This is a genomic window from Streptomyces massasporeus (genome assembly GCF_014648995.1).
Lineage (GTDB): Bacteria > Actinomycetota > Actinomycetes > Streptomycetales > Streptomycetaceae > Streptomyces > Streptomyces massasporeus.
This window is the reverse complement of sequence record NZ_BMSE01000002.1, coordinates 115337-141159: the sequence shown is the minus strand read 5'-3', so window position 1 is coordinate 141159 and position 25823 is coordinate 115337. Positions and strand designations below refer to the sequence as shown.

27 protein-coding genes are annotated in these 25823 nt (G+C 71.0%); 12 read left to right on the top strand and 15 right to left on the bottom strand.

Features of this window, described 5'->3' with window-relative positions; all coding sequences use genetic code 11:
* Window positions 1-290: 290 nt before the first annotated feature.
* The 7 genes from IE153_RS05510 to clpS all read right to left on the bottom strand — a co-directional run bounded on the left by IE153_RS05510 (window position 291) and on the right by clpS (window position 5280).
* Window positions 291-1241 carry a PLP-dependent cysteine synthase family protein gene (locus tag IE153_RS05510; RefSeq protein ID WP_031102991.1) on the bottom strand — a complete coding sequence of 317 codons (951 nt, stop codon included), beginning with the start codon at window positions 1239-1241 and terminating at the stop codon, window positions 291-293.
* A gap of 6 nt (window positions 1242-1247) precedes the next feature.
* Entirely contained in the window at window positions 1248-1526 is a 279-nt protein-coding gene (locus IE153_RS05505; RefSeq protein ID WP_030837819.1) for a MoaD/ThiS family protein, read from the bottom strand.
* A 115-nt stretch (window positions 1527-1641) separates the two neighbouring features.
* A complete protein-coding gene (locus tag IE153_RS42700) occupies window positions 1642-1737 on the bottom strand; it encodes a putative leader peptide (RefSeq protein ID WP_311688247.1) in 96 nt (31 codons plus the stop codon).
* A 123-nt stretch (window positions 1738-1860) separates the two neighbouring features.
* Window positions 1861-2283, bottom strand: coding sequence for a M67 family metallopeptidase (locus IE153_RS05500; protein ID WP_031140077.1), 423 nt, complete (start codon window positions 2281-2283; stop codon window positions 1861-1863).
* Window positions 2284-2529: 246 nt separating this feature from the next.
* The gene (locus IE153_RS05495) at window positions 2530-3957 is read right to left on the bottom strand and encodes an amino acid permease (protein ID WP_189588642.1); all 1428 of its coding nucleotides are present in this window, start codon (window positions 3955-3957) and stop codon (window positions 2530-2532) included.
* Window positions 3958-4321: 364 nt separating this feature from the next.
* A complete protein-coding gene (locus IE153_RS05490; protein WP_189588641.1) occupies window positions 4322-4930 on the bottom strand; it encodes a DUF2017 domain-containing protein in 609 nt (202 codons plus the stop codon).
* A gap of 32 nt (window positions 4931-4962) precedes the next feature.
* Entirely contained in the window at window positions 4963-5280 is a 318-nt protein-coding gene (gene clpS / locus IE153_RS05485) for an ATP-dependent Clp protease adapter ClpS (RefSeq protein WP_031102986.1), read from the bottom strand.
* A 185-nt stretch (window positions 5281-5465) separates the two neighbouring features.
* Here clpS and IE153_RS05480 point away from each other — a divergent pair, with 185 nt between their 5' ends.
* Both IE153_RS05480 and IE153_RS05475 read left to right on the top strand, forming a co-directional pair.
* A complete protein-coding gene (locus tag IE153_RS05480; protein ID WP_189588640.1) occupies window positions 5466-6812 on the top strand; it encodes a nicotinate phosphoribosyltransferase in 1347 nt (448 codons plus the stop codon).
* A gap of 115 nt (window positions 6813-6927) precedes the next feature.
* Entirely contained in the window at window positions 6928-7518 is a 591-nt protein-coding gene (locus IE153_RS05475; RefSeq protein WP_189588639.1) for a nicotinamidase, read from the top strand.
* A 21-nt stretch (window positions 7519-7539) separates the two neighbouring features.
* Here the strand turns inward: IE153_RS05475 and IE153_RS05470 are convergent, their stop codons facing one another.
* Together IE153_RS05470 and IE153_RS05465 are read right to left on the bottom strand one after the other, a co-directional pair.
* Window positions 7540-7884 (bottom strand): hypothetical protein, encoded by a 345-nt coding sequence (locus tag IE153_RS05470; RefSeq protein WP_189588638.1) that lies wholly within the window; start codon window positions 7882-7884, stop codon window positions 7540-7542.
* 122 nt (window positions 7885-8006) lie between these two features.
* Window positions 8007-10355, bottom strand: coding sequence for an immune inhibitor A domain-containing protein (locus IE153_RS05465; protein ID WP_189588637.1), 2349 nt, complete (start codon window positions 10353-10355; stop codon window positions 8007-8009).
* A 416-nt stretch (window positions 10356-10771) separates the two neighbouring features.
* Between IE153_RS05465 and IE153_RS05460 the strand changes: the two genes are divergently transcribed.
* Window positions 10772-11050, top strand: a complete 279-nt coding sequence (locus IE153_RS05460; RefSeq protein ID WP_189589233.1) for a hypothetical protein — start codon at window positions 10772-10774, stop codon at window positions 11048-11050.
* Window positions 11051-11084: 34 nt separating this feature from the next.
* Here the strand turns inward: IE153_RS05460 and IE153_RS05455 are convergent, their stop codons facing one another.
* Both IE153_RS05455 and IE153_RS05450 read right to left on the bottom strand, forming a co-directional pair.
* Entirely contained in the window at window positions 11085-11777 is a 693-nt protein-coding gene (locus IE153_RS05455; protein WP_189588636.1) for an RDD family protein, read from the bottom strand.
* Between the two features lie 105 nt (window positions 11778-11882).
* Entirely contained in the window at window positions 11883-13691 is a 1809-nt protein-coding gene (locus tag IE153_RS05450) for an RDD family protein (protein WP_189588635.1), read from the bottom strand.
* 245 nt (window positions 13692-13936) lie between these two features.
* Here IE153_RS05450 and IE153_RS05445 point away from each other — a divergent pair, with 245 nt between their 5' ends.
* A complete protein-coding gene (locus tag IE153_RS05445) occupies window positions 13937-14347 on the top strand; it encodes an SsgA family sporulation/cell division regulator (protein ID WP_189588634.1) in 411 nt (136 codons plus the stop codon).
* An 11-nt stretch (window positions 14348-14358) separates the two neighbouring features.
* Here IE153_RS05445 and IE153_RS05440 read toward each other — a convergent pair whose 3' ends face one another.
* Window positions 14359-15774: an FAD-binding oxidoreductase gene (locus IE153_RS05440; protein WP_189588633.1), complete on the bottom strand. Its 1416-nt coding sequence runs from the start codon at window positions 15772-15774 to the stop codon at window positions 14359-14361.
* Window positions 15775-15866: 92 nt separating this feature from the next.
* On the opposite strand from IE153_RS05440, the gene IE153_RS42310 reads away from it, so the two are divergent.
* Window positions 15867-17300, top strand: a complete 1434-nt coding sequence (locus IE153_RS42310; protein WP_189588632.1) for a tetratricopeptide repeat protein — start codon at window positions 15867-15869, stop codon at window positions 17298-17300.
* A gap of 600 nt (window positions 17301-17900) precedes the next feature.
* Here the strand turns inward: IE153_RS42310 and hppD are convergent.
* Window positions 17901-19046, bottom strand: a complete 1146-nt coding sequence (gene hppD, locus IE153_RS05430; protein WP_031106718.1) for a 4-hydroxyphenylpyruvate dioxygenase — start codon at window positions 19044-19046, stop codon at window positions 17901-17903.
* A 123-nt stretch (window positions 19047-19169) separates the two neighbouring features.
* On the opposite strand from hppD, the gene IE153_RS05425 reads away from it, so the two are divergent.
* The 7 genes from IE153_RS05425 to IE153_RS05395 are packed head-to-tail and all read left to right on the top strand — an operon-like array spanning window position 19170 to window position 24135.
* Window positions 19170-19640: an Lrp/AsnC family transcriptional regulator gene (locus IE153_RS05425; RefSeq protein WP_030837783.1), complete on the top strand. Its 471-nt coding sequence runs from the start codon at window positions 19170-19172 to the stop codon at window positions 19638-19640.
* Window positions 19641-19659: 19 nt separating this feature from the next.
* Window positions 19660-20307, top strand: a complete 648-nt coding sequence (locus IE153_RS05420; RefSeq protein WP_031106720.1) for an ABC transporter permease — start codon at window positions 19660-19662, stop codon at window positions 20305-20307.
* The gene (locus IE153_RS05415; protein ID WP_189588631.1) at window positions 20300-21562 is read left to right on the top strand and encodes a betaine/proline/choline family ABC transporter ATP-binding protein; all 1263 of its coding nucleotides are present in this window, start codon (window positions 20300-20302) and stop codon (window positions 21560-21562) included. The genes IE153_RS05420 and IE153_RS05415 overlap by 8 nt, the downstream gene beginning before the upstream one ends.
* Complete coding sequence (locus IE153_RS05410; RefSeq protein ID WP_189588630.1) at window positions 21559-22365, top strand: ABC transporter permease; 807 nt, start codon at window positions 21559-21561, stop codon at window positions 22363-22365. The genes IE153_RS05415 and IE153_RS05410 overlap by 4 nt, the downstream gene beginning before the upstream one ends.
* Window positions 22362-23324, top strand: coding sequence for a glycine betaine ABC transporter substrate-binding protein (locus IE153_RS05405; protein ID WP_189588629.1), 963 nt, complete (start codon window positions 22362-22364; stop codon window positions 23322-23324). Before IE153_RS05410 ends, IE153_RS05405 begins: the two co-directional genes overlap by 4 nt.
* Before the next feature lie 51 nt (window positions 23325-23375).
* The gene (locus IE153_RS05400; RefSeq protein ID WP_189588628.1) at window positions 23376-23951 is read left to right on the top strand and encodes an ArsR/SmtB family transcription factor; all 576 of its coding nucleotides are present in this window, start codon (window positions 23376-23378) and stop codon (window positions 23949-23951) included.
* A 13-nt stretch (window positions 23952-23964) separates the two neighbouring features.
* Window positions 23965-24135 (top strand): hypothetical protein, encoded by a 171-nt coding sequence (locus IE153_RS05395; protein WP_189588627.1) that lies wholly within the window; start codon window positions 23965-23967, stop codon window positions 24133-24135.
* On the opposite strand, the gene IE153_RS05390 is transcribed toward IE153_RS05395, so the two are convergent.
* Both IE153_RS05390 and IE153_RS05385 read right to left on the bottom strand, forming a co-directional pair.
* Window positions 24132-24923: a S16 family serine protease gene (locus tag IE153_RS05390; RefSeq protein WP_189588626.1), complete on the bottom strand. Its 792-nt coding sequence runs from the start codon at window positions 24921-24923 to the stop codon at window positions 24132-24134. The two genes, IE153_RS05395 and IE153_RS05390, sit on opposite strands and share 4 nt — an antisense overlap.
* A gap of 76 nt (window positions 24924-24999) precedes the next feature.
* Complete coding sequence (locus tag IE153_RS05385; protein WP_189588625.1) at window positions 25000-25641, bottom strand: IclR family transcriptional regulator; 642 nt, start codon at window positions 25639-25641, stop codon at window positions 25000-25002.
* Window positions 25642-25823 lie beyond the last annotated feature (182 nt).

Below are 25823 nucleotides of genomic sequence, written 5' to 3'. Positions count from 1 at the left end.
GAGCGGGCGCGGGCGCGAAGGGCCGGAGTCGTCCGGCGAGCTGAGCACGCACGAAGAGCCGGATGCGTCCCGGCGAGCTGAGCACGCACGAAGAGCCGGATGCGTCCCGGCGGGCCGAGCACGCACGAAGAGCCGGAGCCGTCCCCACGAGCTGAGCAGGGCAAAGGACCGACGTCGTGACTGCGCACGAGGAAGACGTGACTGCGCACGAGGGACGACGTCGTAACTGCGCACGAAGGGCCGGAGTCGACGTGACTCCGGCCCTTCGTCGTGTCGGTGTTCGGCGTCGGCTACGCCCAGAGCTGGCCCTGGAGCGTGTCGATGGCCTCCTCCGTGGTGGCCGCCGTGTAGACGCCCGTGGAGAGGTACTTCCAGCCGCCGTCGGCGACGACGAAGACGATGTCGGCGCTCTCCCCCGCCTTGACGGCCTTCTTGCCGACGCCGATCGCGGCGTGCAGCGCGGCGCCCGTGGAGACACCGGCGAAGATGCCCTCCTGCTGGAGCAGCTCGCGGGTGCGGGTGACCGCGTCCGCCGAGCCGACCGAGAAGCGGGTGGTGAGGACGGAGGCGTCGTACAGCTCGGGGACGAAGCCCTCGTCGAGGTTGCGCAGGCCGTAGACCAGGTCGTCGTAGCGCGGTTCGGCCGCGACGATCTGGACGTCCGGCTTGTGCTCGCGCAGGAAGCGGCCCACGCCCATGAGGGTGCCGGTGGTGCCGAGGCCGGCCACGAAATGCGTGACCGACGGCAGGTCGGCGAGGATCTCGGGGCCGGTGGTGGCGTAGTGGGCACCCGCGTTGTCCGGGTTGCCGTACTGGTAGAGCATCACCCAGTCGGGGTGCTCGGCCGAGAGCTCCTTGGCGACGCGCACGGCGGTGTTGGAGCCGCCCGCCGCCGGGGAGGAGATGATCTCCGCACCCCACATGCCCAGCAGGTCCCGGCGTTCCTGCGAGGTGTTCTCGGGCATCACGCAGACGATGCGGTAGCCCTTGAGCTTCGCCGCCATCGCCAGGGAGATGCCGGTGTTGCCCGACGTCGGCTCGAGGATGGTGCAGCCCGGGGTCAGACGGCCGTCCTTCTCCGCCTGCTCGATCATGTGCAGGGCCGGACGGTCCTTGACCGATCCCGTCGGGTTGCGGTCCTCCAGCTTCGCCCAGATGCGGACGTCGGCGGACGGCGACAGCCGCGGCAGGCGCACCAGGGGGGTGTTGCCGACCGCGGCCAGGGGGGAGTCGTAGCGCATGGGTGATCAGACCATGCCGCCGGCCACGGCCGGCAGGATCGTGACGTTGTCGCCGTCCGACAGCTTGGTGTTGATGCCGTCGAGGAAGCGGACGTCCTCGTCGTTCAGGTAGACGTTGACGAAGCGGCGCAGGCTGTCGCCGTCCACGATGCGGGCCTGGATGCCGGCGTGCCGGGTCTCGAGGTCGGTGAAGAGCTCGGCGAGGGTGTCTCCCTTGCCCTCCACTGCCTTCTGACCGTCGGTGTAGGTGCGGAGGATGGTCGGGATGCGGACCTCGATGGCCATGGCTTCAGGGCTCCTGTCGGGAGTGGTCGGTCAGGGCGCGCGGCAGCGCAGGAACAGCAGGTGGTGCGTGTGTGCAGCGCCGCGGCTCACGGCCGTACGGCGGCAGGGACCGGCGTCAACAGATGGCGCTGGCGAGCCTGCACAGGTCGACGTGCAGCCGCGCCACGAGCAGATCGCCCGGCGTCTTTTCGCTCACGTCATGGAAAACCATGGGCTCATCGTATCGATTCCCGGTCCGGGTCCTGGAATGTGATCCCACATGGCGGACGTTTTCGGGCCGGGGAGTGAGACCGCCCTGCTCAGACGCCCTCAGTGGACCTCGGCTACCTGGACCTCAGTAGGCCTCGACCACCTGGACCTCTTCCTCCGTGACCTCGCCCTCGACGATACGGAAGGAGCGGAACTGAAACTCGCCGGCGCCGTCGGTGTCGGCGGTGGAGACCAGGACGTAGTGCGCGCCGGGCTCGTTGGCGTAGGAGATGTCGGTGCGCGAGGGGTAGGCCTCGGTCGCGGTGTGGGAGTGGTAGATGACCACCGGCTCCTCGTCGCGGTCGTCCATCTCGCGGTAGAGCTTGAGCAGGTCGCCGGAGTCGAACTCGTAGAACGTGGGCGACATGGCCGCGTTGAGCATGGGGATGAAGCGCTCGGGGCGGTCCGAGCCCGCCGGGCCGGCGACGACTCCGCACGCCTCGTCGGGGTGGTCCTTGCGCGCGTGGGCGACGATCTGGTCGACGAGGGCCTGGGTGATGGTCAGCATGCTCGCCAGGATAAGCAGAAGGGCCGTTCCGTACCGAGGGTTGGTACGGAACGGCCCATATGCCGGACGCCCTGAGCGGCAGCGGCGGGGAGTGCCACGAGTACTCCCCGCCGCTGGGCGTCCTGGGAGAGGCTGCTCGGCAGCGCCGTCAGGGGCGCGGGGAACTGCGCCACCTGCCACGACGATGCCGCGGGCAGCCGCCGGCCTTCCCCGGCATCCGCCTCACAGGACCTTCCAGCGAAGCGCCTAGCCGACCTTCTCGAACTCCGCGTCGCCGCGGCGCTCGGTGATCTGCGGGTTGCGGCTCTTGAGGACCCGCCAGCCGACGCCGAGGGCGACAGCCCAGCCGGCCGCGACGTACAGGCAGACCCGCGCGTCCTTGTCGTACGCGATCATGCAGGTCACGCCGATGAGGAAGAGGAGCGCGACCCAGCTGAAGAGCGCGCCGCCGGGAGCGGGGAAGGACGAGGCGCGCAGCCGGCCCGCGTCGACCGCGGCGCGGTAGCGGATGTGGCTGACGAGGATCATCATCCAGGTCCAGATGCCGGCCGCGGTGGCGACGGAGGTGACGTAAAGGAACGCCTTCTCCGGGACGACGTAGTTCAGGACGACGCCGATGCCCATGAGCGCGACGGAGACCGTGATGCCGACGGCGGGCGTCTTGCGGGCGTTGAGCTTGCCGAACGCCTGCGGGGCCTCGCTGTTGGCGGCCAGGTCGCGCAGCATGCGGCCGGTGGAGTACATGCCCGAGTTGCAGGACGACAGGGCCGCGGTGAGCACCACGAAGTTGACGATGCCCGCGGCGAGCGGGATGCCGATCTTGCCGAAGGCGTGGACGAAGGGGCTCTCGCCCGCGGAGAACTCGGTCCACTTCACGACGGAGAGGATCACCAGCAGGGCGCCGACGTAGAAGACGATGATGCGCCAGGGCAGGGTGTTGATGGCCTTGGGCAGGGTCTTCTCGGGGTTCTCGGACTCGCCCGCGGTGACGCCGACGAGCTCGACGGCGAGGTAGGCGAACATGACGCCCTGGAGCGTCATCAGGCTGGAGCCGATGCCGTTCGGGAAGAAGCCGTCGTGCGACCAGAGGTTGGAGACGGCGGCGGTGTCACCGGCGTCGGAGAAGCCGAGGGTGAGCACGCCGAGGCCGATGACGATCATGCCGATGATGGCCGTGACCTTGATCATCGAGAACCAGAACTCGACCTCGCCGAAGATCTTGACGGAGATCAGGTTGACGCCGAAGAGCACCACCAGGAAGACCAGGGCGCTGACCCATTGCGGGATCTCCGGGAACCAGAAGTGGATGTAGATCGCGGCGGCGGTGAGCTCGGCCATGCCGGTCACCACCCACATGAGCCAATACGTCCAGCCCGTGACGAACCCGAAGAACGGGCCGAGGAACTCGCGGGCGTACTCGGCGAAGGAGCCGGAGACGGGCCGGTAGAGGAGCAGCTCGCCCAGGGCCCGCATGATGAAGAAGATCACGACGCCGGCGAGGGCGTACATGAGGATGATGCTGGGGCCGGCCTTGGCGATGTTCGCACCGGCGCCCATGAACAGGCCGACGCCGATGGCGCCGCCGATCGCGATCATCTGGACCTGGCGGCTGCCGAGTCCGCGCTCGTACCCCTCTTCGGAGACGTTTTCCGATTCGACCTGCGCAGAGGTCATGTGTGGTGCGCCTTTCTCCATGCCGACCCGGGCCCTCGTCGGCCTCGGATCGGGTTTCGATCCCCCCGGAATGATGGAGCTGAGCGGGCCCGCAAGCCCGCTCGTGCCTGGCCGGCGGTTGCCGGCTCGGTGGCGCACCCGGCCGAACATTCGGGTGGTGTTCTGCCGGGCGGTCGTGAAGATTTATCACGGCCGCAACACTGATCACAGGCATGGGATGTGGCACACGGCACAGGAAGAAGCGGACAAAACGCTTTCGAGGGGGCCATAGAAGACGGGTGCGGTGACGCGATCGTTATCCGGATTTGAGTGTCCTCTGAGCGAACACCGATCGGTCACCCGCCCGTCACGAAACCTGCACCGATCAGGCCATAAGGGTTCCGACCAGCGTCTCCTGGAGTCCACCCAGCCAGAGGTAGGCCATCACCATCGGCTTGCGGGGGTCGTCGTCCGGGAGGCGGTAGAGGAGGTCGGTGTCCTCGTCCTCGGTGATCTCCAGCCGCGAGCCGATCGCGAGCCGCAGGTCGTTCAGCGCGCCCAGCCACTGCTGTGACTCCGACGGCGACAGCTTCAGCACCGCGCCGCCCTCGCCGGCCGCGGCCGAGGAGAGCGCGTCGAGGGAGCGGATCACCGCGAGGGCGCTGTCCCGCTTGCCGGCCCGCAGGTCGTTCTCGGTGTACCGCCGGAACTCCGCGGAGTGCGCCCGCTGCTCCTCGGCGTCCCGGGGCGAGGCGGGCTGCTCGGGGTCGCTGTAGGCGTCCGGGAAGAGCCGCCGCAGCACCGGGTCGGTGGGCGGCTCGCTCGGGCCCTCCGCGAACAGCTCGGCGAGCGGGTCGTCGGGGGTGTCCTCGGCGGGGCCGGGGCCGATGAGCTCCAGGAGCTGGACGGCCAGCGACCGGATGATGGAGATCTCGACGTCGTCGAGGGCGACGGCCGCGCCGCCGCCGGGGAGCGGTTCGAAGGTTCCGGGCATGAACGCCTTTTCGCTGCTGGGCGGGGAGCTGGCTACTTGCGGTCCTGCTGGAGGGTGGCCCACAGGCCGTAGCCGTGCATGGCCTGCACGTCGCGTTCCATCTCCTCGCGGCTGCCACTGGAGACGACCGCCCGGCCCTTGTGGTGGACGTCGAGCATGAGCTTGGTGGCCTTGTCCTTGGAGTAGCCGAAGTACGACTGGAAGACGTACGTCACGTAGCTCATGAGGTTGACCGGGTCGTTGTGGACGATGGTGACCCACGGGACGTCCGGCTCGGGTACGGCGAAGACCTCCTCCGCCGACTCGGTGCGTTCGATCTCCAGGGGCGCGGGTGACGTCACACTGCCCATGCTGCCACCCGAGGGGGGTAGTCGCACAAACGGGCCTGGCCGCAAGGCGATCGCGTCACCCGGGACCGCAATCGTCAGATTGACGAAATGGGGGTACGCTCCTCCTCATGCTGCGGACACCGGGGGACACCCCCCGGACCCCCGGCCGACAGGCAACCCGGCGAGAAATGGCGAGGAGAGCTGAAGTGGACGTAGCGGACCTTGGGCTGCCGGTGGACGTTCCCTCGACGGCGCTCTTCACGGACCAGTACGAGCTGACGATGCTGCGGGCCGCCCTCGCGGCGGGCACGGCCGAGCGGCGGAGCGTGTTCGAGGTCTTCACCCGGCGGCTGCCGAACGGGCGCCGCTACGGCGTCGTGGGCGGCACCGGACGGGTGCTGGACGCGGTGGAGAACTTCCGCTTCGACACGGCCGTGCTGACCTTCCTGCGCGAGCGGGAGATCGTCGACGAGGAGACCCTGGACTGGCTGGCGGGCTACCGGTTCCGCGGCGACATCTGGGGCTACCCCGAGGGCGAGGTGTACTTCCCGGGCTCGCCGATCATGCGGGTCGAGGGCACCTTCGCCGAGTGCGTGCTGCTGGAGACCGTGATCCTGTCGATCCTCAACCACGACTCGGCGATCGCCGCGGCCGCCTCGCGCATGTCGGCGGCCGCCGGTGACCGGCCGCTGATCGAGATGGGCGCCCGGCGCACGCACGAGCTGGCGGCGGTGGCGGCCTCCCGGGCCGCGTACGTCGGCGGTTTCGCGACCACCTCCGACCTCGCGGCGGGCTTCCGCTACGGCATCCCGACCGTCGGCACCTCCGCACACGCCTTCACCCTGCTGCACGACAGCGAGCGGGACGCCTTCCAGGCACAGGTGGACACGCTGGGCCGGGGCACCACCCTGCTGGTGGACACCTACGACGTCGCCGAGGCGGTCCGCACGGCCGTCGAGGTCGCCGGGACCGAGCTGGGCGCGGTGCGGATCGACTCCGGCGACCTGCTGCTGGTGGCGCACCGGGTGCGCCAGCAGCTGGACGAGCTGGGCGCGAGGGACACGAAGATCGTCGTGACCTCCGACCTCGACGAATACGCGATCGCCTCGCTGGCCGCGGCGCCGGTGGACGCGTACGGCGTCGGCACGCAGCTGGTGACCGGCTCCGGCCACCCGACCTCCTCAATGGTCTACAAGCTGGTCGCGCGGGCCGAGTCCGCCGACCCGAAGGCACCGCTGGTGCCGGTGGCGAAGAAGTCCACCGGCGGGAAGACGTCGGTCGGCGGACGCAAGTGGGCCGCGCGGCGGCTGGACTCCTACGGGGTCGCCGAGGCCGAGGTGCTCGGCACCGGACCGGTGCCGGCCGCGCTCGCGGACCGGCAGCTGCTGGTGGAGCTGGTCAAGGGGGGCGAGGTGGTGGCGCGCGAGCCCCTGGACGCGGCGCGCGAGCGGCACACGAGGGCGCGCGCGGGTCTCCCGATGTCGGCCACGCAGCTCTCGCGCGGGGAGCCCGTCCTTCCCACGGAGTACCTGCACGAGACCTCGGGTAGCTAATTGCGGTGTGCCGAGATGCGCCGACCCGTGCCCTCTCCCGTCCGCTCCCCTTTGTCAATAGGCTCGGTGGTTCACCGGCCGGGCTTGCCGACCTCATAGCCGAAGGACACCGACCATGCGCCGCGCCTTGATCGTCGTCGATGTGCAGAACGACTTCTGTGAGGGGGGCAGCCTCGCGGTGTCCGGCGGTGCCGATGTGGCCGCCGCCGTCACCGAGCTGATCGGGCAGGCGGCCGGGTCCGGCTACCAGCACGTCGTGGCGACCCGCGACCACCACATCGCCCCCGGCGGCCACTTCTCCACGAACCCGGACTACGCGCGCTCCTGGCCCGCGCACTGCGTGGCCGGCACCGAGGGCGTCGGCTTCCACCCGAACTTCGCCCCCGCCGTCGCCTCCGGCTCGATCGACGCGGTGTTCGACAAGGGGGCGTACTCGGCGGCGTACAGCGGTTTCGAGGGCGCGGACGAGAACGGCACGCCGCTGGCCGACTGGCTGCGCTCCCGCGACGTCACCGAGGTCGACGTGGTCGGCATCGCCACGGACCACTGCGTGCGCGCCACGGCGCTGGACGCCGCCCGGGAGGGCTTCCGTACGCAGGTCCTGCTGGACCTGACGGCCGGGGTGGCCCAGGAGAGCACCGAGCGGGCCCTGGAGGAGCTGCGTGCGGCGGGCGTGGAGCTGTCGGGCAAGCCGGTCGTGCAGTAGCCGCGCGGCGGGCCCCGCGGGTCAGGTCTGCGCCGTCGGGCGCCTGAGGAGGGCCCGGATCGGGCGCCACAGCTCCTGGACCAGCTCGGGGCTGGACGCGACACCGTTGTCGGGGGCCGTGCGCCATATCAGGCCGTCGGGGTGGTGCAGGACCGCGGTGATCTCGTCGGGGGTCGGCGGGGCCGCGTTGCCGCGCAGGTAGACCGACCGCAGACCGAGGTTGCGGAGCCTGGTCAGGGCCCGGGCGCGGTTCACGGAGTGGACGAGGACGCGGACGGCGCCGGGGCCGTCGACGGCGGGGCTGGGCAGGTTCAGCGCCACCACCACCGTGCCGTTCGGCAGCTTGCAGAAGCCTCCTGCGGCCATGCGCTCATCCCCCCATGTCGGTCGGTGTCAATAAGAGAGCCACAGGACGCACCTAAACACGGATCGGCGGTGACCCGCCAGTGGGTCACCGCCGATCATGCTCTGACCTGCAAGGATGCGGATTACCTCCCCGCGGCGCCGACCTCCAGCTCGATCGTCGAGCCGTCCTTGGCTTCCTTGAGGATCTTGATCTTCGTGTTGGTGTCAGTGATCTTGACACCCGCGGTCGGGTTCGACTCGTCGTAGTAGTCGTTCTTCCGGTCGTTGAAGACCGAGACGCCCTTCGAGCCCGGGATGTACTTCGCGACGTCCGCCTTGTGCAGCGTCATGCCGTCGGTGCGGTAGAGGCTGAACGGCGAGTCGTAGGCCTGGACGCGGTTGCGCATCAGGGTGCCGTCGGCCCACTTCAGCGCGTCCGGGTGCGAGTCGATCGGCAGGACCAGACCGGTGCCCTTGTGCTGGCTGGTGTTGTTGTCCACCTGGGAGGTGTCCCACTTCCAGATCAACAGGCCGTTCTGGTACGCGTAGTGCTCCACCCAGTCCGGGCGTGCCGTGAAGCCGAAGTTGTACGGGCCGGTCTTCAGCGTCTTGTCGTACGACACGTACTGCCGGTTCTCGGCGATGTAGTACTGCGCGTAGTCCTTGGTGAAGGACGCGCCGATGCGGGAGAAGCCGGTGGCCTTCCACGCCTCGTCCGCGGTCTCGGCGTTGTCCGAGAAGACGGGCGCGCCGTCGGCCGTCACCGTGATCGCGTCGGCCGCGAAGCCCTTCTGGGCCACGCCGCCGTCGGTCTGGTAGCGGAAGCGGAGCTCGATCTTCTTGCCGGCGTAGGCGTCGAGCGGGAAGGCGAGCTTCTTGTAGCCGTCGACCGTGCCGGTCAGGACCGGCTTGTCGCTGGCGTCGCGCTGGATCGGCTGGCCGTCCACCGTGCCGTCGACAGCGGTCCAGTTGGCGCCGCCGTCGGTCGAGACCTCGGTGTAGAGGAAGTCGTAGTTGGCCTCGATGTCGTACCAGCCGTCGAGGGTCAGCTGCGCCTTCGACTTGCCGGTCAGGTCGACGACACGCGTCAGGGTGTTCTTGAGGTTGTCACCGCTGCCGCTCCACCACTGGGTCTTGCCCTCGGCGGGGGTGACGACCTCGGTGGTGACCGCCTTCTTGGGGAGGTCGACGACCAGGGCCTGCTTGTGCTTGGTGTTGTACTCGGCGAGACCCAGCTTGTGCCAGGAGTTGACGCCGGCCTTGGCCTTGTCGAAGTTCAGCCAGCCCAGCTGCATCTTGTCCCAGGCGGTCATGTCGCCGGGCAGGTCGCCGATCTCGTTCTTGCCGGTGCCGAGCCAGGAACCGGACGACATCAGCGTCCAGAAGCCGGTGGAGTTCTCGCCGCCCGAGGTGTCGTAGTGGTCCGGCAGACCGAGGTCGTGACCGTACTCGTGGGCGTAGACGCCGAGTCCGCCGTTCTCGGGCTGGACGGTGTAGTCGCCGACCCAGATGCCGGTGGAGCCGATCTGCGCGCCGCCGAGCTTGTTCTGCTCGGGGCCGCTGGCGCCGGCGTCGGTACCGAAGGCATACCAGCGGTGGGCCCAGATCGCGTCGGTGCCCTGGGCGCCGCCGCCCGCGGACTCGTCCTCGCCGGCGTGCACGATCTGGAAGTGGTCGATGTAGCCGTCGGGCTCGTTGAAGTCGCCGTCGCCGTCGAAGTCGTAGCGGTCCCACTCGTCGAACCGGGCGACGTCGGCCTTGATCTGCGCGTCGGTGCGGCCGGCCGCCTTCTGCCGGTCGACCCAGGCGTTCAGACCGTCGCTGACGACGTTCCACACGCTCGAGCAGTTGGTGTCACCGCAGGCGTTGTTGCCGTAACGGGCCTCGTTGTAGGGGACCTTGACCCAGTCGGAGACCTCGCCGTCGACCGAGTAGCGGCCCGAGGACTGCTTCTCGTAGTAGGTCTTGACCGAGTCGACGCCCTTGCCGTGACCGAAGTACAGGTCCTGGAAGTACTCCTGGTCGTAGTCGGCCCTCCACGCCGTGGAGTTGTCCTTCTTGCGGTCCGGCTTGGCTATGGTGTTGTGCAGCGGGCCGGGGGTGCCGCCGTAGCGGCTGTCGACCTTGTCGCCGAACTCGACCAGGATCGTGAAGATCTTGTCGGTCTTCTCGCGGCCGAGCTCGACGTACTTGTTGTCGCCCTTCTTGCTCTTGAGCTGGACGACCTTCGAGCCCTCGCGGTTCTTGACCTTGCTCTTGCCTGATATGACCTGCTTGAGGGCTTCCTGGCGCTGAGCGTCCTGCGTCTTGCTCAGCGGGCCTTCGAGGTCGTGCTCGTCGTGGTGACGATCCGCCGGGTCATGCCGGTCCACGGTGGTGGACCGGGGGGCCGAGGCGTCGTCGGCCACCGCGTACGTCGAGGCGGTGGCGGTGGCCGCCGCGAGCGCCACGCTTATGGCGGCCGCTCTGAACGTCCAGGGTCTACTGGTCACTTGAGATCCTCCCCCGCGTTCGGGCGCGCGGCAGGCAGGGTCCCGGTCATGGAAATCCGCGCGCGCGTGATCAACGCGTGTAGTCAAGTGACGTCATTTGACTAGAGGTTTAGAAGAAAAGACAGACCTTGACTTGCACAAGTCAAGTGCACTATGCGGAGGCAACGTTCGTTTTACGGACAACCAAACGGTTGTCCCCTGGCCCTCCCCACCGGCCGTGCGGGCGCGTGCATATGTCCACCAGGTGGACGTCATGACTCCGTGCGCCCCCTGTGCACCGCCCTTGTTGATTAGGTCACGCTTACCGCCGGTTCCGGTCGGGCACCCTGCCGGTGAGAATGTCGGTTGGCGGAACGCCCGGAAGCCGGCGTAAAGCCAGGCCGACACCACCGTGGACCCCCACCTTCGAGGACATGATGGCCATGCCCCGTCCGACTGCCGCACAGCTCGCCTACGGTTCGTGCACCGTGATCTTCTCGACCCTCGCCATGCTGCTGCTGTCTCAGACGAGTTCGGGTGCGGGGATCGCGGTCATCTGCGTCGCGGCGCTCGCCCTCGGACTGCTGGTCGCCATGACGGTGCCGCTGCCCGGGAAGCGCCCGGCCGCGGTGGAACAGCCCGCGCCCCAGGAGCCGCTCCGGGCCTCGGTCCCGGCGCCGGCCCCGGAGCCGGTACGCGAACGGGCGGCCTCCTGACCGCCCGCCGCGCTCCAGCCGATTCCTCTGTGCCTCACTTCGTGCTGACCACGACCGTTTTTGCCGCCTTGTCGTGCAGGCCCTGCTTGTAGGGCCGGTCGAAGTAGCTCCAGCCGCCGCAGACCGCGGTCCAGACACAGGCGCAGCAGAAGGCGAACGGGATCCACAGCACCGCGGCGCGCGCCAGCGCGTTCTGCGCGGAGGGCGTCGCCCCGTTGTCCAGGTTGGCCACCCGCATGTACAGCAGTTTCTTGCCGAGGGTCTGGCCGGTCCGCGCGGTCAGGACGGTGTCGTAGGCGATGTAGAGGACGGCGGCGACCGCCGACTGCCAGAACGACTTGCTGATCTCGATGCGATCGCTGTCCACGTCGTACTCGTTGACGCCGAAGCCCCAGGTGATCAGCCAGACGACGGCACCGACCAGGATCATGTCGATGATGCGCGCGAGCGTGCGCATGGCGCTGTCGCCGAGCGGGGGCATGCCGGCGAGGGGGTCGGCGGGGTAGGCGCCGCCGCCGTACGGGTCACCGCCGTAGGGTCCGCCGCCGGGACCGCCGGGACCGCCGGGGCCGTTCGGACCGCCCGGGCCGCTGCCCGCGTACGGCGGGGGCTCGCCGCCGGGGGGCGAGCCCGTGCCCTCACCGGGCGGCTCGTCCGGGGGGCGCTTCCGGAACGGGTCGTCGTCCGGGGGCTGCTGACCGGAGCCGGGGGGCGGTTCACTGCTCATGGCCCGAGTCGACCGCGAACCCCCGTGCTCCGCATCCGGCGGACGGCCGTCCGAGGGAGCCCAGCCCGCTCGGCCCGCTCAGCCCGCTCGGCCCGCTCGGCCCGCTCAGCCCGCCACGAAGGTGTGGGCCGCCTTGTCGTGCCAGCACTGGCGCCAGGGCCGGTCGAAGAGGCACCAGGCGACGCCGACGATCCCGACGACGAGGAGGCCGGGCACGCTGTAGACCAGCCAGCGGCGCAGGGCCGCGCCGAACTCCGGTGAGTCGTGGGCCTCGATGTCCCGCACTTCGAGGCCCATCAGCTTCTTGCCGAGGGTGCGGCCCCACTTGGCGGTGGGCAGCACCTCGCACAGGATCCCGGCGAGCAGCAGGACGGCCAGGATGATGCCGAGGTAGATCGAGGTCGTGCCGTCGAGCAGCCAGACCGTGACGGTCTCGCCGGAGAGCTTGGCCGCGTCGATCTTCTCGTTGACGTGGTCGATCGCCTTGGTGCCGAGCGGTACGGCGGCCGCGGCGGTGAGGGCGGCGAGGACGACGGTGTCCACCAGCCGGGCGGCCAGCCGCTTGCCCAGTCCCGCGGGGCGGGCCTCGGCCTGGCGCCGGGCGGCCGCCTGGAACACGTCCTCGACCGGCGGCTTCCAGGGCGCGACGGGCTGCTCGTCACCTCCACCGGCTCCGGCGAGCCGGTGCACCTGCTGCGCCCAGGAGGACTGACCGCCGCCCGGGCCCGCACTGAGGGGGGTACCGGAGGATGCGGCGGCACCGGGCTGGGCGCTGCCGGGTCCGGCGGACTGCGGAGGGACGGTGGGAGCCGCCTGGGGGCCGGACAGCGCGCTCGGGGCGGCGCCGGAGGCCTGTGCGGCGGCGCTCCCGGCTCCCGCCTGCGCGCCGGAGGCCCGGGCGGCGGCCGCCTTCCCGGCGCCGAAGCCGGGACCAGCGGAGCCGCTTCCGGAACCGGTCGGCCCGGTCTGCGGGCCGAAGGCGGGTCCTGACGCGGCCGGGCCGAAGGCGGACGCCGCCGCCCCGCCGCCCGAGCCCGCCGGCCCGAAGCCGGAACCGGCCGCGCCGCCTTGCCCACCGAAGGGGGACGCCGCCGAGTCGCCGCCGGACCCTGCCGGTCCGAAGCCGGAGCCCGCGGCCCCGCCCTGCACGCCCTGCACCCCCTGCGCGCCTTGCACGCCGAAACCGGAGGCCGCCGGGCCGCTGCCCGAGCCGCCCGAGCCCGCCGGCCCGAAGCCGGAACCGCCGGCGTTGCCGCCGGAGTTGCCGCCCGGGCCCGTGCGCGGGGACACCGCGCGGAACGTCATCGTGCCGTCGTCGGGAGCGTCGGCGACGGCCCCTCCCCCGGCCTGCCCCGTCGGACGGCGGAACACGAACGTGCCGCCCCCCGCCGCGGCGTTCGCCTCCTGGCCGGCCGGTGCGCTGTTCGCCGCGCCGTCCGTACGGGCGGACTCCCCCTCGGACGGCTGGTCGGCGCGCGCCACCCTCGGGTCACCGCTCTGCGCACCCTGCGGGGCCGCGCCCTGTGCACCCTGCGGCGCGCCCCACGAGACCCGGCGGTCCTGGTCGCCGCCGAAGCCGGACTGGCGGGAGCGGTCGGCGCCCCAGGCGGAGGCCGGTTCGGGACGGCTGCCGTGCTGCGCGTCGGCGGCGGACGGCGGTTCGGACGGCTCCTCGACGGGGTCCTCGTCGAAGAAGTGCGGCCCGGTCTCCTCGACCGAGGCGGCGGCGCCGGACTGCCCCGCCCCCGCTCCGGGCGGCGGCGCGAGCGACTCGCCGTCCTTGGGCGCCGGACGGCTGGTGCCCGGCACCCAGGAGGCGCCGTTCCAGTACCGGACATATCCAGGAATGGACGGGTCCGGGTAATACCCTTCGCGGGGCCTGTCGTCACCGGGGGCCGGGGTTGGGGCGCTCATGTCCGTCGTCCCGTATCTGCTCGGGGGCCAAATGGGGGCCTCCACATCTATCAGACGAGCGCAAGCCCCACCGCCGCTCCCACCGGACCCACCCCTTTCGAGCACCGATGTGCTACGCACCGCGCAGCTCCGGTGGATCCCCCTGCGAAAAAACTTCCGGCAAGCCGCGTAATGCCGCGGCCGCGGCCCGCTCTCTCCTTCCGACCGGCCCTCGCGGGCAGCCGTCTGGAGAAGGGAACACCGCCATGCACACCGTGGTGGAGCGGGAACTGGAGCTGAAACTCGTCCTGTCGCCGGAGCGCAGGATCCCGGTGCCGGCCCGGCTCGGGTACCTCACCGACGACCCCTACGCCGTCCACGTCACCTTCCATGTCGACACCGAGCACCCCGTGTACTGGACGTTCGCCCGGGACCTGCTGGTGGAGGGCGTGTTCCGGCCGTGCGGGCAGGGGGACGTGCGGGTGTGGCCGACGAAGACCGAGGGGCGCAGCGTGGTGCTGATGGCGCTGACTTCACCCGACGGGGACGCCCTGCTGGAGGCCCCGGCGGCGGCGGTGTCGGCCTGGCTGGAGCGGACGCTGCGGGTGGTGCCGCCGGGGACGGAGGGCGAACAGCTGGGCCTCGACGACGAACTGGCCCAGTTGCTCGCCCAGTGAGGGCCCGGTTCTCAGAAGAGCTTGCCCGGGTTCAGGATGTTCAGCGGGTCGAAGGCCTGCTTGACGGCCCGCTGCATCTCCATGCCCACGGGACCGATCTCGCGCGCCAGCCACTCCTTCTTCAGGACGCCGACGCCGTGCTCGCCGGTGATGGTGCCTCCGAGTTCCAGGCCGAGGGCCATGATCTCGTCGAAGGACTCGCGGGCGCGCCGGGACTCGTCGGGGTCCGCCGGGTCGAAACACACCGTCGGGTGGGTGTTGCCGTCGCCCGCGTGGGCGACGACACCGATGGTGAGCTGGTACTTCTCGGCGATCCGGTCGACCCCTTCGAGCATCTCGGCGAGCCGGGAGCGGGGCACGCACACGTCGTCGATCATCGTCACGCCCTTGACCGCCTCCAGCGCGGTGAGCGACAACCGCCGCGCCTGAAGGAGCAGTTCGGATTCCGCCACGTCGTCGGCGGGGACGACCTGGGTGGCCCCGGCGGCCTCGCACAGGGCGCCGACGGCGGCGAGGTCGGCGGCGGGGGCGGTGGTGTCGAACGCGGCCAGGAGCAGCGCCTCGGTGCTCTCGGGGAGGCCCATCTGCGCCATGTCGTTGACGGCCTTGACCGTCGTACGGTCCATGAGTTCGAGGAGTGACGGCACATGGCCGCCCTCCATGATCCGGCACACGGCGTCGCAGGCCGCGGCGGCGGAGGCGAACTCGGCGGCCAGCACCAGCTGCTCGGGCGGCTTGGGGCGCAGCCCGAGGACGGCCCGTACGACGATGCCGAGCGAGCCTTCGGAGCCGACGAACAGCCGGGTCAGGTCGTAGCCGGCGACACCCTTGGCGGTGCGGCGGCCGGTGGACATGAGACGCCCGTCGGCGAGCACCACGTCCAGTCCGAGAACGTACTCGGCGGTGACCCCGTACTTCACGCAGCACAGGCCGCCGGAGGCCGTGCCGATGTTGCCGCCGATGGTGCACATCTCCCAGCTGGAGGGGTCCGGCGGGTAGTACAGGTCGTGCTCGCCGACGGCCCGGGACAGGGCGGCGTTGATCACGCCGGGTTCGCAGACGGCGATGCGGTCGACCGGGTTGATCTCCAGGATCCGGTCCATCTTCGTCAGGGACAGCACGATGCAGCCCTCGGAGGCGTTGGCGGCGCCGGACAGTCCGGTGCGGGCGCCCTGCGGGACGACGGGGACGCGCAGGGCGGTCGCGGTGCGCATCACGTGCTGGACCTGTTCGGTCGTGCGGGGCAGCACGACCACGGCGGGGATGCCGGCCGGGCAGAAGCTCGCCATGTCGTTGGCGTAGGAGGCCGTGACGTCGGGGTCGGTGAGGACCGCTTCGGCCGGGAGGCCGCTGAGCAGCAGGTCCACGAGGTCGCCGGTCGCTGCGGTGTCCTCGGAGCTGGGCGCTTCGATACGGCTCATGATCACAGGTTCGCACCCGGGGCCATCGGTGTGAACCCCGTCGGCGGCACCCTTCGCCTGCCCGGGTGGGGTCGTCGTACTGACGCACAGTGAGCGCCATGGAGAACCAGCAGGAGGGTCCGGTGCGGCGGCAGAGCGGTTCGAAGCGCCGGCGCGTCCGGCCGGTGCTGATCGCCTCAGTCGCGGGGTGTGCGGTGCTGGGCGGGGTGCTGGTGCTGCTGCCGCGGGAGCGGTCCGCCGAGCCCGCTGCGCCGTCGCCGGGGGCGCTGGCCATGGAGGCGGTCGTCAGTGGGGTGCCGGCCGCGCTGCCCGGCCTGACGGAGCTGATCGAGGAGCGGCGGAAGACCGTGCGGACGCGCCCGCAGGACGCGACGTCCTGGGCGGTGCTCGGGGCGGCCTACGTGGAGCGGGGGCGGCGCCTCGCGGACCCGGCGTACTACCCGAGGGCGGAGAAGGCACTGCGGACGTCGCTGTCGGTGCGGCCGCGGCGCAACACCCGGGCCCTGGCGGGGCTTGCCGCGCTGTCGAACGCCCGCCGGGACTTCCCCGCGGCGCGCCGGTGGGGTGAGGCGGCGCTGAAGCTGGAGCCGCGGCGGTGGACGACGTATCCGCTGCTCATCGACGCCTACACCGGGCTCGGTGAGTACAAGGCGGCCAAGCGGACGCTGGACCGGCTGACCGGGCTGCGCTCCGGGCCCGCCGTGCTGGCGCGGGCCGCGGCCGTGCACCGGGGCCGGGGCCGGGGGGAGGACGCGGCGGCCTCGCTGGCGGACGCGGCGGCGGGCGCTCGGGCCCCCGCGGAACGGGCCGCCTATCTGGAGCGGGCCGGGCAGCTGGCCTTCGAACGCGGGGACCTGGACGTCGCGCTGCGGCACTTCCGGGAGGCGGTCCGCCTCGACCCCGACCAGTGGGCCGCGCGGGCCGGGCAGGGCCGGACCCTGGCGGCCCTCGGCCGGACGGCGGAGGCCCTGAACGCCTACCGGGCGGCCCTCGCCGGGCAGCCGTGTCCGCAGTACGCCCTGGAGCTGGGCGAGTTGTACGAGTCGCTGGGCATGCCGGAGGCGGCACGGGTGCGGTACGGCCTGCTGCGGGAGCGGGTATGGCGCGCTGCCGCGGGCGGGGCCGACGAGGAGCTGGTGCTGGGCCGGTTCGAGGCCGACCACGGCGATCCGAAGGCGGCGGTGCGGCGGTTGCGGGCGGAGTGGAAGCGCCAGCCGGGGACGGAGGTCGCCGACGCGCTGGGCTGGGCCCTGTACCGGGCCGGGGAGCCCGGGGAGGCCCTGCGGTTCGCACGGACGGCGACGGCCCCCGAGCCCGGGGGCGGGGTGCTCGACGCGGCGTCCATGTACCACCGGGGCATGATCGAGCAACAGCTGAAACGCTACGGCGCGGCCCGCCGACACCTCACGCAGGCCCTGCGGATCAACCCCCACTTCTCCCCCCTGCACGCACCTGCGGCACGAACGGCGACCGAGGCACTGGGAGAACCGCCGGACGAGGGGGTGCCGGAGATGGACGGCGGGGCGGGGTAGCCGGGTACGGCCGGGGTGCACCGCCGCGACTGCGCCGCCGGCCCGGCGAGACACGGGCCCGCGCTATGCCGACTGGCCCCTGCGGGGCGGCGGCCAGGGGGCCGGGCGCGTCCGTGGCCGCGCGGCGATGCGGCGGACGTGACAACTGCGGCCCGGCAGGGCACGAACTCCCCCTACGGCAACGGCCCCCGCCGAACGAGGGCGGCGACCCCGCGGCGCCCTCGTCACCGGGATGGGGTAGCGAAGCACGGGCGGTGTTGCCTCCGTCGCGCCTCCCGTCGGCCGACCGGCGAGACACGGGCCCGCACCACGCCACGGGCCCGCGGAGCGGCGGCCCGAGCGCCCCACGGCGGGGACGTGGCCGCACGCCGATGCGGCCGGCGGGACGACTACGGCCCGGCAGGGCACGAACTCCCCCTACGGCAACGGCCCCCGCCGAACGAGGGCGGCGACCCCGGGGGACGTCTCCGTCACCGCGCGGCAGGCCTGGCCACCGCCCATCGCCACGGCCTGGCCCAGGCTGCGAGGCGGCGGGCTCGCGCAGCGTTGGCGGGGCGTGCAGGTGCCCCGTGACACCCGCACGCCCGCGATCGCCGGCGGCTACAGGTTGCCGCGGCGCTCCTGCTCGCGCTCGATCGCCTCGAACAGCGCCTTGAAGTTGCCCTTGCCGAAGCCCATGGAGCCGTGGCGCTCGATGATCTCGAAGAAGACGGTCGGACGGTCCTGGACCGGCTTGGTGAAGATCTGCAGCAGGTAGCCGTCCTCGTCGCGGTCGGCGAGGATCTTCAGTTCGCGCAGGGTGTCGATCGGGACGCGGGTCTCGCCGACCCACTCCCCCAGCGTGTCGTAGTAGGAGTCCGGCGTGTTCAGGAACTCGACGCCGGCCGCGCGCATCGTGCGGACCGTCTGGACGATGTCGCCCGTGTTGAGGGCGATGTGCTGCACGCCCGCGCCGCCGTAGAACTCCAGGTACTCGTCGATCTGGGACTTCTTCTTGGCGATGGCCGGCTCGTTGATCGGGAACTTGACCTTGAGCGTGCCGTCGGCGACGACCTTGGACATCAGCGCGCTGTACTCGGTGGCGATGTCGTCGCCCACGAACTCCTTCATGTTCGTGAAGCCCATGACCTTGTTGTAGAAGCCGACCCACTCGTTCATCTTGCCGAGCTCGACGTTGCCGACGCAGTGGTCGATCGCCTGGAAGGTGCGCTGCGCGGGCGGCTCGACCATCGGCTTGGCCGCGACGAAGCCGGGCAGGTACGGGCCGTCGTAGCCGGAGCGCTCGACGAGGGTGTGGCGGGTCTCGCCGTAGGTGGCGATGGCGGCCAGGACGACCGTGCCGTGCTCGTCCTTCTGCTCGTACGGCTCGGCGACCGAGCGGGCGCCGTGCTCCAGGGCGTAGGCGTAGGCGGCGCGCGCGTCCGGGACCTCGATGGCGAGGTCGACGACACCGTCGCCGTGCTCGGCCACGTGCTTCGCGAGGAAGTGGCCCCAGTCGGTGGTGGGCTTGATGACCGAGGTGAGGACGAAGCGGGCGGAGCCGTTCTCCAGGACGTACGCAGCGGTCTCGCGGCTGCCGTTCTCCGGTCCGGAGTAGGCGACCAGCTTCATGCCGAAGGCGGTGGAGTAGTAGTGCGCCGCCTGCTTGGCGTTGCCCACGGCGAAGACGACCGCGTCCATTCCCTTGACCGGGAAGGGGTCGGCCTGCCGGGCGGTGTCGGGAGTGTGGTGTGTGGTCTGCGTCATAGCCGCAGGGTCTCCCCGCTCGGCAAGGTGCGCAATAGTTTGTGTTTCGGCTGGGCAATCTGTTCAGCAATACGGCCGTATCGGCGGCCTTTCTGTACAGGATGACCATGCCGGGAGGCTGCTGTGGCGATCGATCATCTGGACGGCCGGATCATCCTGCTGCTCGCCCGGGAGCCGCGGATCGGGGTGCTGGAGATGTCCCGGCGGCTGGGGGTGGCCCGGGGCACCGCGCAGGCGCGGCTGGACCGGCTTCAGTCGAACGGAGTCATCCGCGGATTTGGTCCCGAGGTGGATCCGGCCGCTCTCGGCTATCCCGTCACGGCGTTCGCCACGCTGCAGATCCGGCAGGGTCAAGGGCCCGACGTTCGGGCCCACTTGGCGACCGTGCCGGAGGTGCTGGAGCTGCACACCACCACCGGCACCGGCGACATGATGTGCCGGCTCGTGGCCCGCTCCAACGCCGATCTCCAGCGTGTGATCGACCGGGTCGTCGGTTTTGATGGCATCGTCCGGGCCTCGACGGCGATCGTCATGGAGAACCCCGTTCCGCTGCGGATCATCCCGCTCGTGGAGCAGGCCGCGGAGGAGACCTGACGGGTAGGGGTGAGCGCGTGTGAACTTCTGGGAGTACCTGGTCAACCGGCACCAGCAACTGCTCACGGACGCCTACCAGCACGCGAGCGCCGTCTTTCAGTGCATGGTCGTGGCGACCGTGCTCGGGGTGCTGATCGCCGTCGCCAGCTACCGCAGCGAGTGGGCCGGGAACCTGGCGACCACCACCACCGCCACGATCCTGACCGTGCCGGCGCTCGCCCTGATCGGTCTGCTCATCCCCATCGTGGGCCTGGGCGTGCCACCCACGGTGGTCGCGCTGACGCTGTACGGGCTGCTGCCGGTGGTGCGCAACGCGATCGTCGGGCTGCGCGGGGTCGACCCGACGCTGGTCGACGCGGCCACGGGCATCGGGATGTCCCGGCCGGCCCGGCTGCTGCGGGTCGAGCTGCCGCTGGCCTGGCCGCCGATCCTCACCGGGATCCGGGTCTCCACCCAGATGCTGATGGGCATCGCGGCCATCGCGGCATACGCCTCGGGACCCGGTCTCGGCAACGTCATCTTCCGCGGCCTCGCCTCGCTGGGCAGCGCCAACGCGCTCAACCAGGTCCTCGCGGGCACGCTCGGCATCATCGTCCTGGCCCTGCTCTTCGACGCCGCGTACGTCCTGATCGGACGGCTGACCATTCCCAGGGGGATCCGTGCCTGAGACGGGTGACCACGGCGCCTCCATCGAGCTGGAGAGCCTGACCAAGCGCTACCCCGGCAGTGCGCAGCCGGCCGTGGACAACGTGAGCATGGAGATCAAGGCGGGCGAGGTCGTCGTCTTCGTCGGCCCCTCGGGCTGCGGCAAGTCGACCACGCTCAAGATGATCAACCGGCTGATCGAGCCGACCGGCGGCCGCATCCGCATCGGCGGCGAGGACGTCACCGACATGGACCCGGTCAAGCTGCGCCGCAAGGTCGGCTACGCCATCCAGTCCGCAGGGCTCTTCCCGCACATGACGGTCGCGCAGAACATCGGGATCGTCCCGAAGATGATCGGCTGGTCGAAGCCGCGGATCCGGGAGCGCACCGAGGAGCTCCTCGACCTGGTCGGCCTCGACGCCGCGGAGTTCCGCGGCCGCTACCCGCGCCAGCTCTCCGGCGGGCAGCAGCAGCGCGTGGGCGTGGCCCGTGCCCTGGCCGCCGATCCGCCGGTGCTGCTGATGGACGAGCCGTTCGGGGCGGTGGACCCGATCACCCGGGACCACCTCCAGGACGAGCTGATTCGCCTGCAGCACGAGCTGCACAAGACGATCGTCTTCGTCACCCACGACTTCGACGAGGCGATCAAGATCGGCGACCGGATCGCCGTGCTGCGCGAGCGGTCGCACATCGCGCAGTTCGACACCCCCGAGGCGATCCTCACCAACCCGGCCGACGACTTCGTGTCCGGCTTCGTCGGCGCCGGCGCTGCGCTGAAGCGGCTGAACCTGACCCGCGTGCGGGACGTGGAGATCACCGACTATCCGACGGTCACGGTCGACGACCCGCTCCAGGAGATCTTCAACCTGCTGCGCACCAGCGGCAGCAACGAGATCCTGCTGCTCGACCGGCGCCGCCGCCCCTACAAGTGGCTGCGGCGCGGCGATCTGATGCGGGCCAGGGGCTCGCTGGCCCGCGCCGGGACCCTGGTGAGCGACACGGTCACCCGGGACGCGACCCTGCGGGACGCGCTGGAGGCGGTGCTCACCGACAACGCCGGGCGGGTGGCGGTGACCGGGCGGCGTGGGGAGTACACGGGCGTCGTCGACATGGAGACCCTCATGAACTCCGTGCACGAGATGCTGGAGGCCGACCGGCTCGACGCGATGGAGCACCAGCACGAACTGGAGTCGCTGCGGGCCTCACAGACACACGCGGAGCAGGAAGGGGCCCAGGGCCCGGCGGGCGTGGGCGGCGGCCCGGGAGGGGAGCGGTGACGGCCACGGAGGTCGAGGAGACCTCCGAACCTCCCGACGAGCCTGAGGCGCCCCCGCCAGCGCGTCGGCCGTCCCGTCTCACCTGGCAGAAGCTGACGTTCCTGCCGGTCGCCCTGATCGTCGTGCTGCTCGCCACCTGGCTCTGGTTCGCGCAGGCCGACCTGGACGCGCTCACCCGCAACGCCCTGGCGGGCGGCCAGGTCACCAAGGCGCTGTGGCAGCACATCCAGCTGACCGCGATCTCCACCTTCTTCGTGCTGATCATCGCGATCCCGCTGGGCATCGTGCTGACCCGCGGGGCGATGAGCCGGGCCACCCCCGTGGCGATGGCGTTCGCCAACATGGGTCAGGCGACCCCGGCGATCGGCCTGCTCGCCCTCCTGGTGATCTGGCTGGGCATCGGCCGCAGGGCCGCCCTGATCGGCATCATCATCTACGCCATCCTGCCGGTGCTCTCCAACACGATCACGGGCCTGAAGGCGAACGACCCGACCCTGCTGGAGGCGGCCCGCGGTATCGGCATGTCCCCGACGGGGGTGCTGACCCGGGTCGAACTCCCCCTCGCGGTCCCGCTGATCCTGGCAGGCGTGCGCACGGCCCTCGTCCTGAACGTGGGTACGGCGACCCTGGCGGTCTTCGGCGGGGGCGGCGGCCTCGGCGTGCTGATCACGACCGGCATCACCAACCAGCGGATGCCGGTGCTGGTGCTGGGGTCGATCCTCACGGTGGTGCTGGCGCTGCTGGTGGACTGGCTGGCGTCGCTCGCCGAACTGCTGCTGCGGCCGCGGGGGTTGCAGCCATGAGACGGCGTACGTGCCTGGCGGTGGCGGGCCTTCTGGTGGCGGCGGCCGGCTGCGGCCTGACCAGCGGCTCCCCGCTGACCGATGACGTGGAGCCGGGGTCGATCGGCCGGGGTGAGCCACTGAAGGGCGCGCATCTGACGGTGACGTCGAAGTCGTTCACCGAGCAGCTGATCCTCGGCTCGATCATGGGCATCGCGTTCGAGGCGGCCGGGGCGGACGTGATCGACCGCACCGGCATCCAGGGCTCCATCGGCAGCCGCGAGGCGGTCCGCAAGGGCGACGCGGACGCCGGGTACGAGTACACGGGCACGGCCTGGATCACGTACCTCGGGCACAGCAAGCCGATCACCGATCCTCAGGAGCAGTGGGAGGCGGTGAAGAAGGAGGACGCGGGCAACGGGCTGGTCTGGCTGCCGCCGTCGAAGCTCGACAACACGTACGCGCTGGCGATGAACCAGGAGAACGCGAAGAAGTACGGCACGAAGACGATGTCGGACGTGGCGAAGCTGGCGAAGTCCGACCCGGGGGCGGTGAAGCTGTGCGTGGAGGTCGAGTTCGCGAACCGGGCGGACGGGCTGCCGGGGATGCAGAAGGCCTACGGCATGAACGTGCCGGCGCAGGACATCACGCAGATGGACACCGGGATCATCTACACGCAGACCGCGAAGGGCAACTGCACGTACGGGGAGGTGTTCACCACCGACGGGCGGATCAAGTCCATGAACCTGGTGGTGATGGACGACGACAAGAAGTTCTTCCCCAACTACAACGTCGCGCCGATGATCAACGCGAAGTCCCTGAAGGAGTGGCCGGCGATCGCGGAGGTCCTGAACCCGGTGACGGCGAAGCTGAACAACTCCGTGGCGCAGACGCTGAACGCGAAGGTGGACGTCGACGGAGAGGATCCGCACCAGGTGGCGCTGGACTGGCTGGTGGAGGAGGGGTTCGTCAAGGAGTGAGTTACAAAGAAGGCGTTGCAAAGGAGGCTTTGCAACGCTACCTTTGCATGCATGCCCGACGAACCAGCTCCCCGCTTGCTCGACGCCCGCTCGCTGCGCGGCCTGGCTCATCCCCTGCGGATGCAGCTGCTGGTCGCACTGCGACACGGCGGACCCGCCACCGCATCCCAACTGGCGGAGAAACTGGGCGAGTCCAGCGGGGCGACCAGCTACCACCTACGGCAACTCGCAGCGCACGGTTTCGTCGCCGACGACCCGGAGCGCGGCAAGGGGCGGGAGCGCTGGTGGAAGGCGGTGGACCGGGGTGTCCAGATCGACGAGACCCTGATCAAGGACCCGGATCCGGCCGTGCGGGGAGCCGTCGCCCTGTTCCGGTACGAAATCGCCAACGTGCACACCCGAGAGGTCTCGACCTGGCTCGGCAACACCGGCGACTGGGGCGAGGAATGGGACGGCGGCACGGACCTGAGCGACTTCACTCTGCGCCTCACTCCCGATCTCGCCCGTGAGCTGATCGGCAAGATGCACGAACTCATCCAGAGCTACCGCCCGCTACCCGAGGGAACACCGGACGCCGAATCGGTACGCGTCCACACGCACGTCTTTCCCCGCCGGACGACGCCGTGAAAGGCCATGACCCATGCACCCGGACATCCACCTCGCCCTGCACCACGCCCGCGCCGCCGAACTCCGCGCCGAGACCGGCCCCCGTCCCGCACCCCGGCCCGACCTCCGTGCGCGCCTGGGCTGGACCCTCATAGAAGTCGGGCTGAAGCTCGCCACCCGGCCCGGGCCAGTCCCCGCCCACTAGCAGCTGGGGACGGAGCCCTTCCCCGTCTCCAGGGCCACCAGTGAACTCACCGTGCTCTTCAGCGTCGTCACCGGAATGAGCCGTAGGCCCTTCGGCAGCTCGGCTCGGGCGTCGGCGCACTCCGCCTTGGGGACCAGGAACACCGTCGCCCCGTCGCGCTTGGCGGCCTGGGTCTTGAGGGCGACGCCCCCCACCGCGCCGACGCGGCCGGCCGCGTCGATCGTGCCCGTACCGGCGATGACCCGGCCGCCGGTGAGGTCCCCGCCGGTGCCGTCGCCGTCGAGCTTGTCGATGATCCCCAGGGAGAAGAGCAGCCCCGCACTGGGCCCACCCACGTCGGCGAGCTTCAGACCGACCTCGATGTCCTTGTCGTCGAGGTCGAGGTACCCCAGCGCGGCCTGCGTCGCCGCGTCCTGGGACTCCTTCATCTGCTTCTCGTTGTGGCGCTCGATCTCCTTGACGTTGTCCCCGCTCGGGTAGACGGAGTCGCGCGGCATGACCGCCTGGTCGGTGCGGAACCAGCTGTCGATGACGTCGGGCAGCGAGACCCGGGTGTCCGGGGAGGTCGCCTCGATGGTGGTCATCCGCAGCTGGCCCCGGGTGTCCCGGACCGGCGCACCCGAGATGGTGATCACCTGCGTGCCCTTGTTCTCGCCCAGCACGTTCGCCGTCAGCCCGGGCTGCGCAACCGAGAACGGCAACGGCGCCAGCACCGCCGTCGCGATCAGGGCCACGACGGGCAGGGCGCAGACGGCGATGGCCTGGGGGCGCGTGAGGCGAGAGAACACGGGATCAATCTAACGCGGGAGGAGGACACGGCCGGGACCAGGGCGTCCGGGGCCCAGGCCTGGATCCCGTCGACCCTCAGCGCAGCGCCTCCGCGACCTCCCGGGCCGCGTCGACGACCCGTGGGCCGACTCGTTCCGGTACCGCCTCCGCCAGCATCACCACACCCACGCTGCCCTCGACGCCCGTCACGCCCAGCAGCGGCGCCGCCGCCCCCCAGGCGCCCGCCTCCAGCTCCCCGTGCGTCAGCATGTAGCCGGGGTCGGTCATCGGGTGCTGCCGGGCCGCGAGGATCGCCTTGCCGGCGGCGCCCCGGTCCAAGGGATGCCGGAACCCGGCCCGGTAGGCGACGTGATAGTCCGTCCAGGTCGGCTCCACGACGGCCACGGCCAGCGCGTCCGCCCCGTCGACCAGGGTCAGGTGCGCCGTAGCGCCGATGTCCTCGGCCAGTGACCGCAGCGCAGGCATCGCGGCCTCCCGTACGAGCGGGTGGACCTGCCGTCCCAGCCGCAGCACACCGAGCCCGACCCGGGCACGTCCGCCGAGGTCACGGCGTATGAGGGCGTGCTGCTCCAGCGTGGCGAGCAACCGGTACACGACGGTCCGGTTCACGCCCAGCCGGACGGAGAGTTCGGTCACGGTCAGCCCGTGGTCCGTGTCGGCGAGCAGCTTGAGGACACGCAGTCCCCGGTCGAGCGTCTGGGAGGTCTCCGCGGTCACGACGCCCACTCCTTAGTGGTGAGGTCGGCGGCCCCCCGGTCGGCGGATGCGTCACCGAGTCCCGTCGGTAACGCGCTTCAGAGGCCGCCGATCGGCCGGCGGCCCGGCCTGTCCGGGCCGCGTCGCTTCACGGCTGCGCTCCGCGGCGGCGCTGCCACGGGGCGTGTGCGTAGCCGGACAGT

Excerpts from the sequence above, each read along its gene's own strand:
- IE153_RS05470 (WP_189588638.1), bottom strand. The coding sequence starts at position 7,884 with ATGGCCGCAGGAGGCTTCTGCAAGCTGCCGAACGGCACGGTGGTGGTG.
- IE153_RS05395 (WP_189588627.1), top strand. The coding sequence starts at position 23,965 with ATGCACCCGGACATCCACCTCGCCCTGCACCACGCCCGCGCCGCCGAA.
- IE153_RS05495 (WP_189588642.1), bottom strand. The coding sequence starts at position 3,957 with ATGACCTCTGCGCAGGTCGAATCGGAAAACGTCTCCGAAGAGGGGTAC.
- IE153_RS05490 (WP_189588641.1), bottom strand. The coding sequence starts at position 4,930 with ATGCCCGGAACCTTCGAACCGCTCCCCGGCGGCGGCGCGGCCGTCGCC.
- IE153_RS05450 (WP_189588635.1), bottom strand. The coding sequence starts at position 13,691 with ATGAGCGCCCCAACCCCGGCCCCCGGTGACGACAGGCCCCGCGAAGGG.
- IE153_RS05510 (WP_031102991.1), bottom strand. The coding sequence starts at position 1,241 with ATGCGCTACGACTCCCCCCTGGCCGCGGTCGGCAACACCCCCCTGGTG.
- IE153_RS05445 (WP_189588634.1), top strand. The coding sequence starts at position 13,937 with ATGCACACCGTGGTGGAGCGGGAACTGGAGCTGAAACTCGTCCTGTCG.
- clpS (WP_031102986.1), bottom strand. The coding sequence starts at position 5,280 with ATGGGCAGTGTGACGTCACCCGCGCCCCTGGAGATCGAACGCACCGAG.
- IE153_RS05505 (WP_030837819.1), bottom strand. The coding sequence starts at position 1,526 with ATGGCCATCGAGGTCCGCATCCCGACCATCCTCCGCACCTACACCGAC.
- IE153_RS05500 (WP_031140077.1), bottom strand. The coding sequence starts at position 2,283 with ATGCTGACCATCACCCAGGCCCTCGTCGACCAGATCGTCGCCCACGCG.
- IE153_RS42700 (WP_311688247.1), bottom strand. The coding sequence starts at position 1,737 with ATGGTTTTCCATGACGTGAGCGAAAAGACGCCGGGCGATCTGCTCGTG.
- IE153_RS05460 (WP_189589233.1), top strand. The coding sequence starts at position 10,772 with ATGGCCATGCCCCGTCCGACTGCCGCACAGCTCGCCTACGGTTCGTGC.
- IE153_RS42310 (WP_189588632.1), top strand. The coding sequence starts at position 15,867 with ATGGAGAACCAGCAGGAGGGTCCGGTGCGGCGGCAGAGCGGTTCGAAG.
- IE153_RS05405 (WP_189588629.1), top strand. The coding sequence starts at position 22,362 with ATGAGACGGCGTACGTGCCTGGCGGTGGCGGGCCTTCTGGTGGCGGCG.
- IE153_RS05475 (WP_189588639.1), top strand. The coding sequence starts at position 6,928 with ATGCGCCGCGCCTTGATCGTCGTCGATGTGCAGAACGACTTCTGTGAG.
- hppD (WP_031106718.1), bottom strand. The coding sequence starts at position 19,046 with ATGACGCAGACCACACACCACACTCCCGACACCGCCCGGCAGGCCGAC.
- IE153_RS05400 (WP_189588628.1), top strand. The coding sequence starts at position 23,376 with ATGCCCGACGAACCAGCTCCCCGCTTGCTCGACGCCCGCTCGCTGCGC.
- IE153_RS05455 (WP_189588636.1), bottom strand. The coding sequence starts at position 11,777 with ATGAGCAGTGAACCGCCCCCCGGCTCCGGTCAGCAGCCCCCGGACGAC.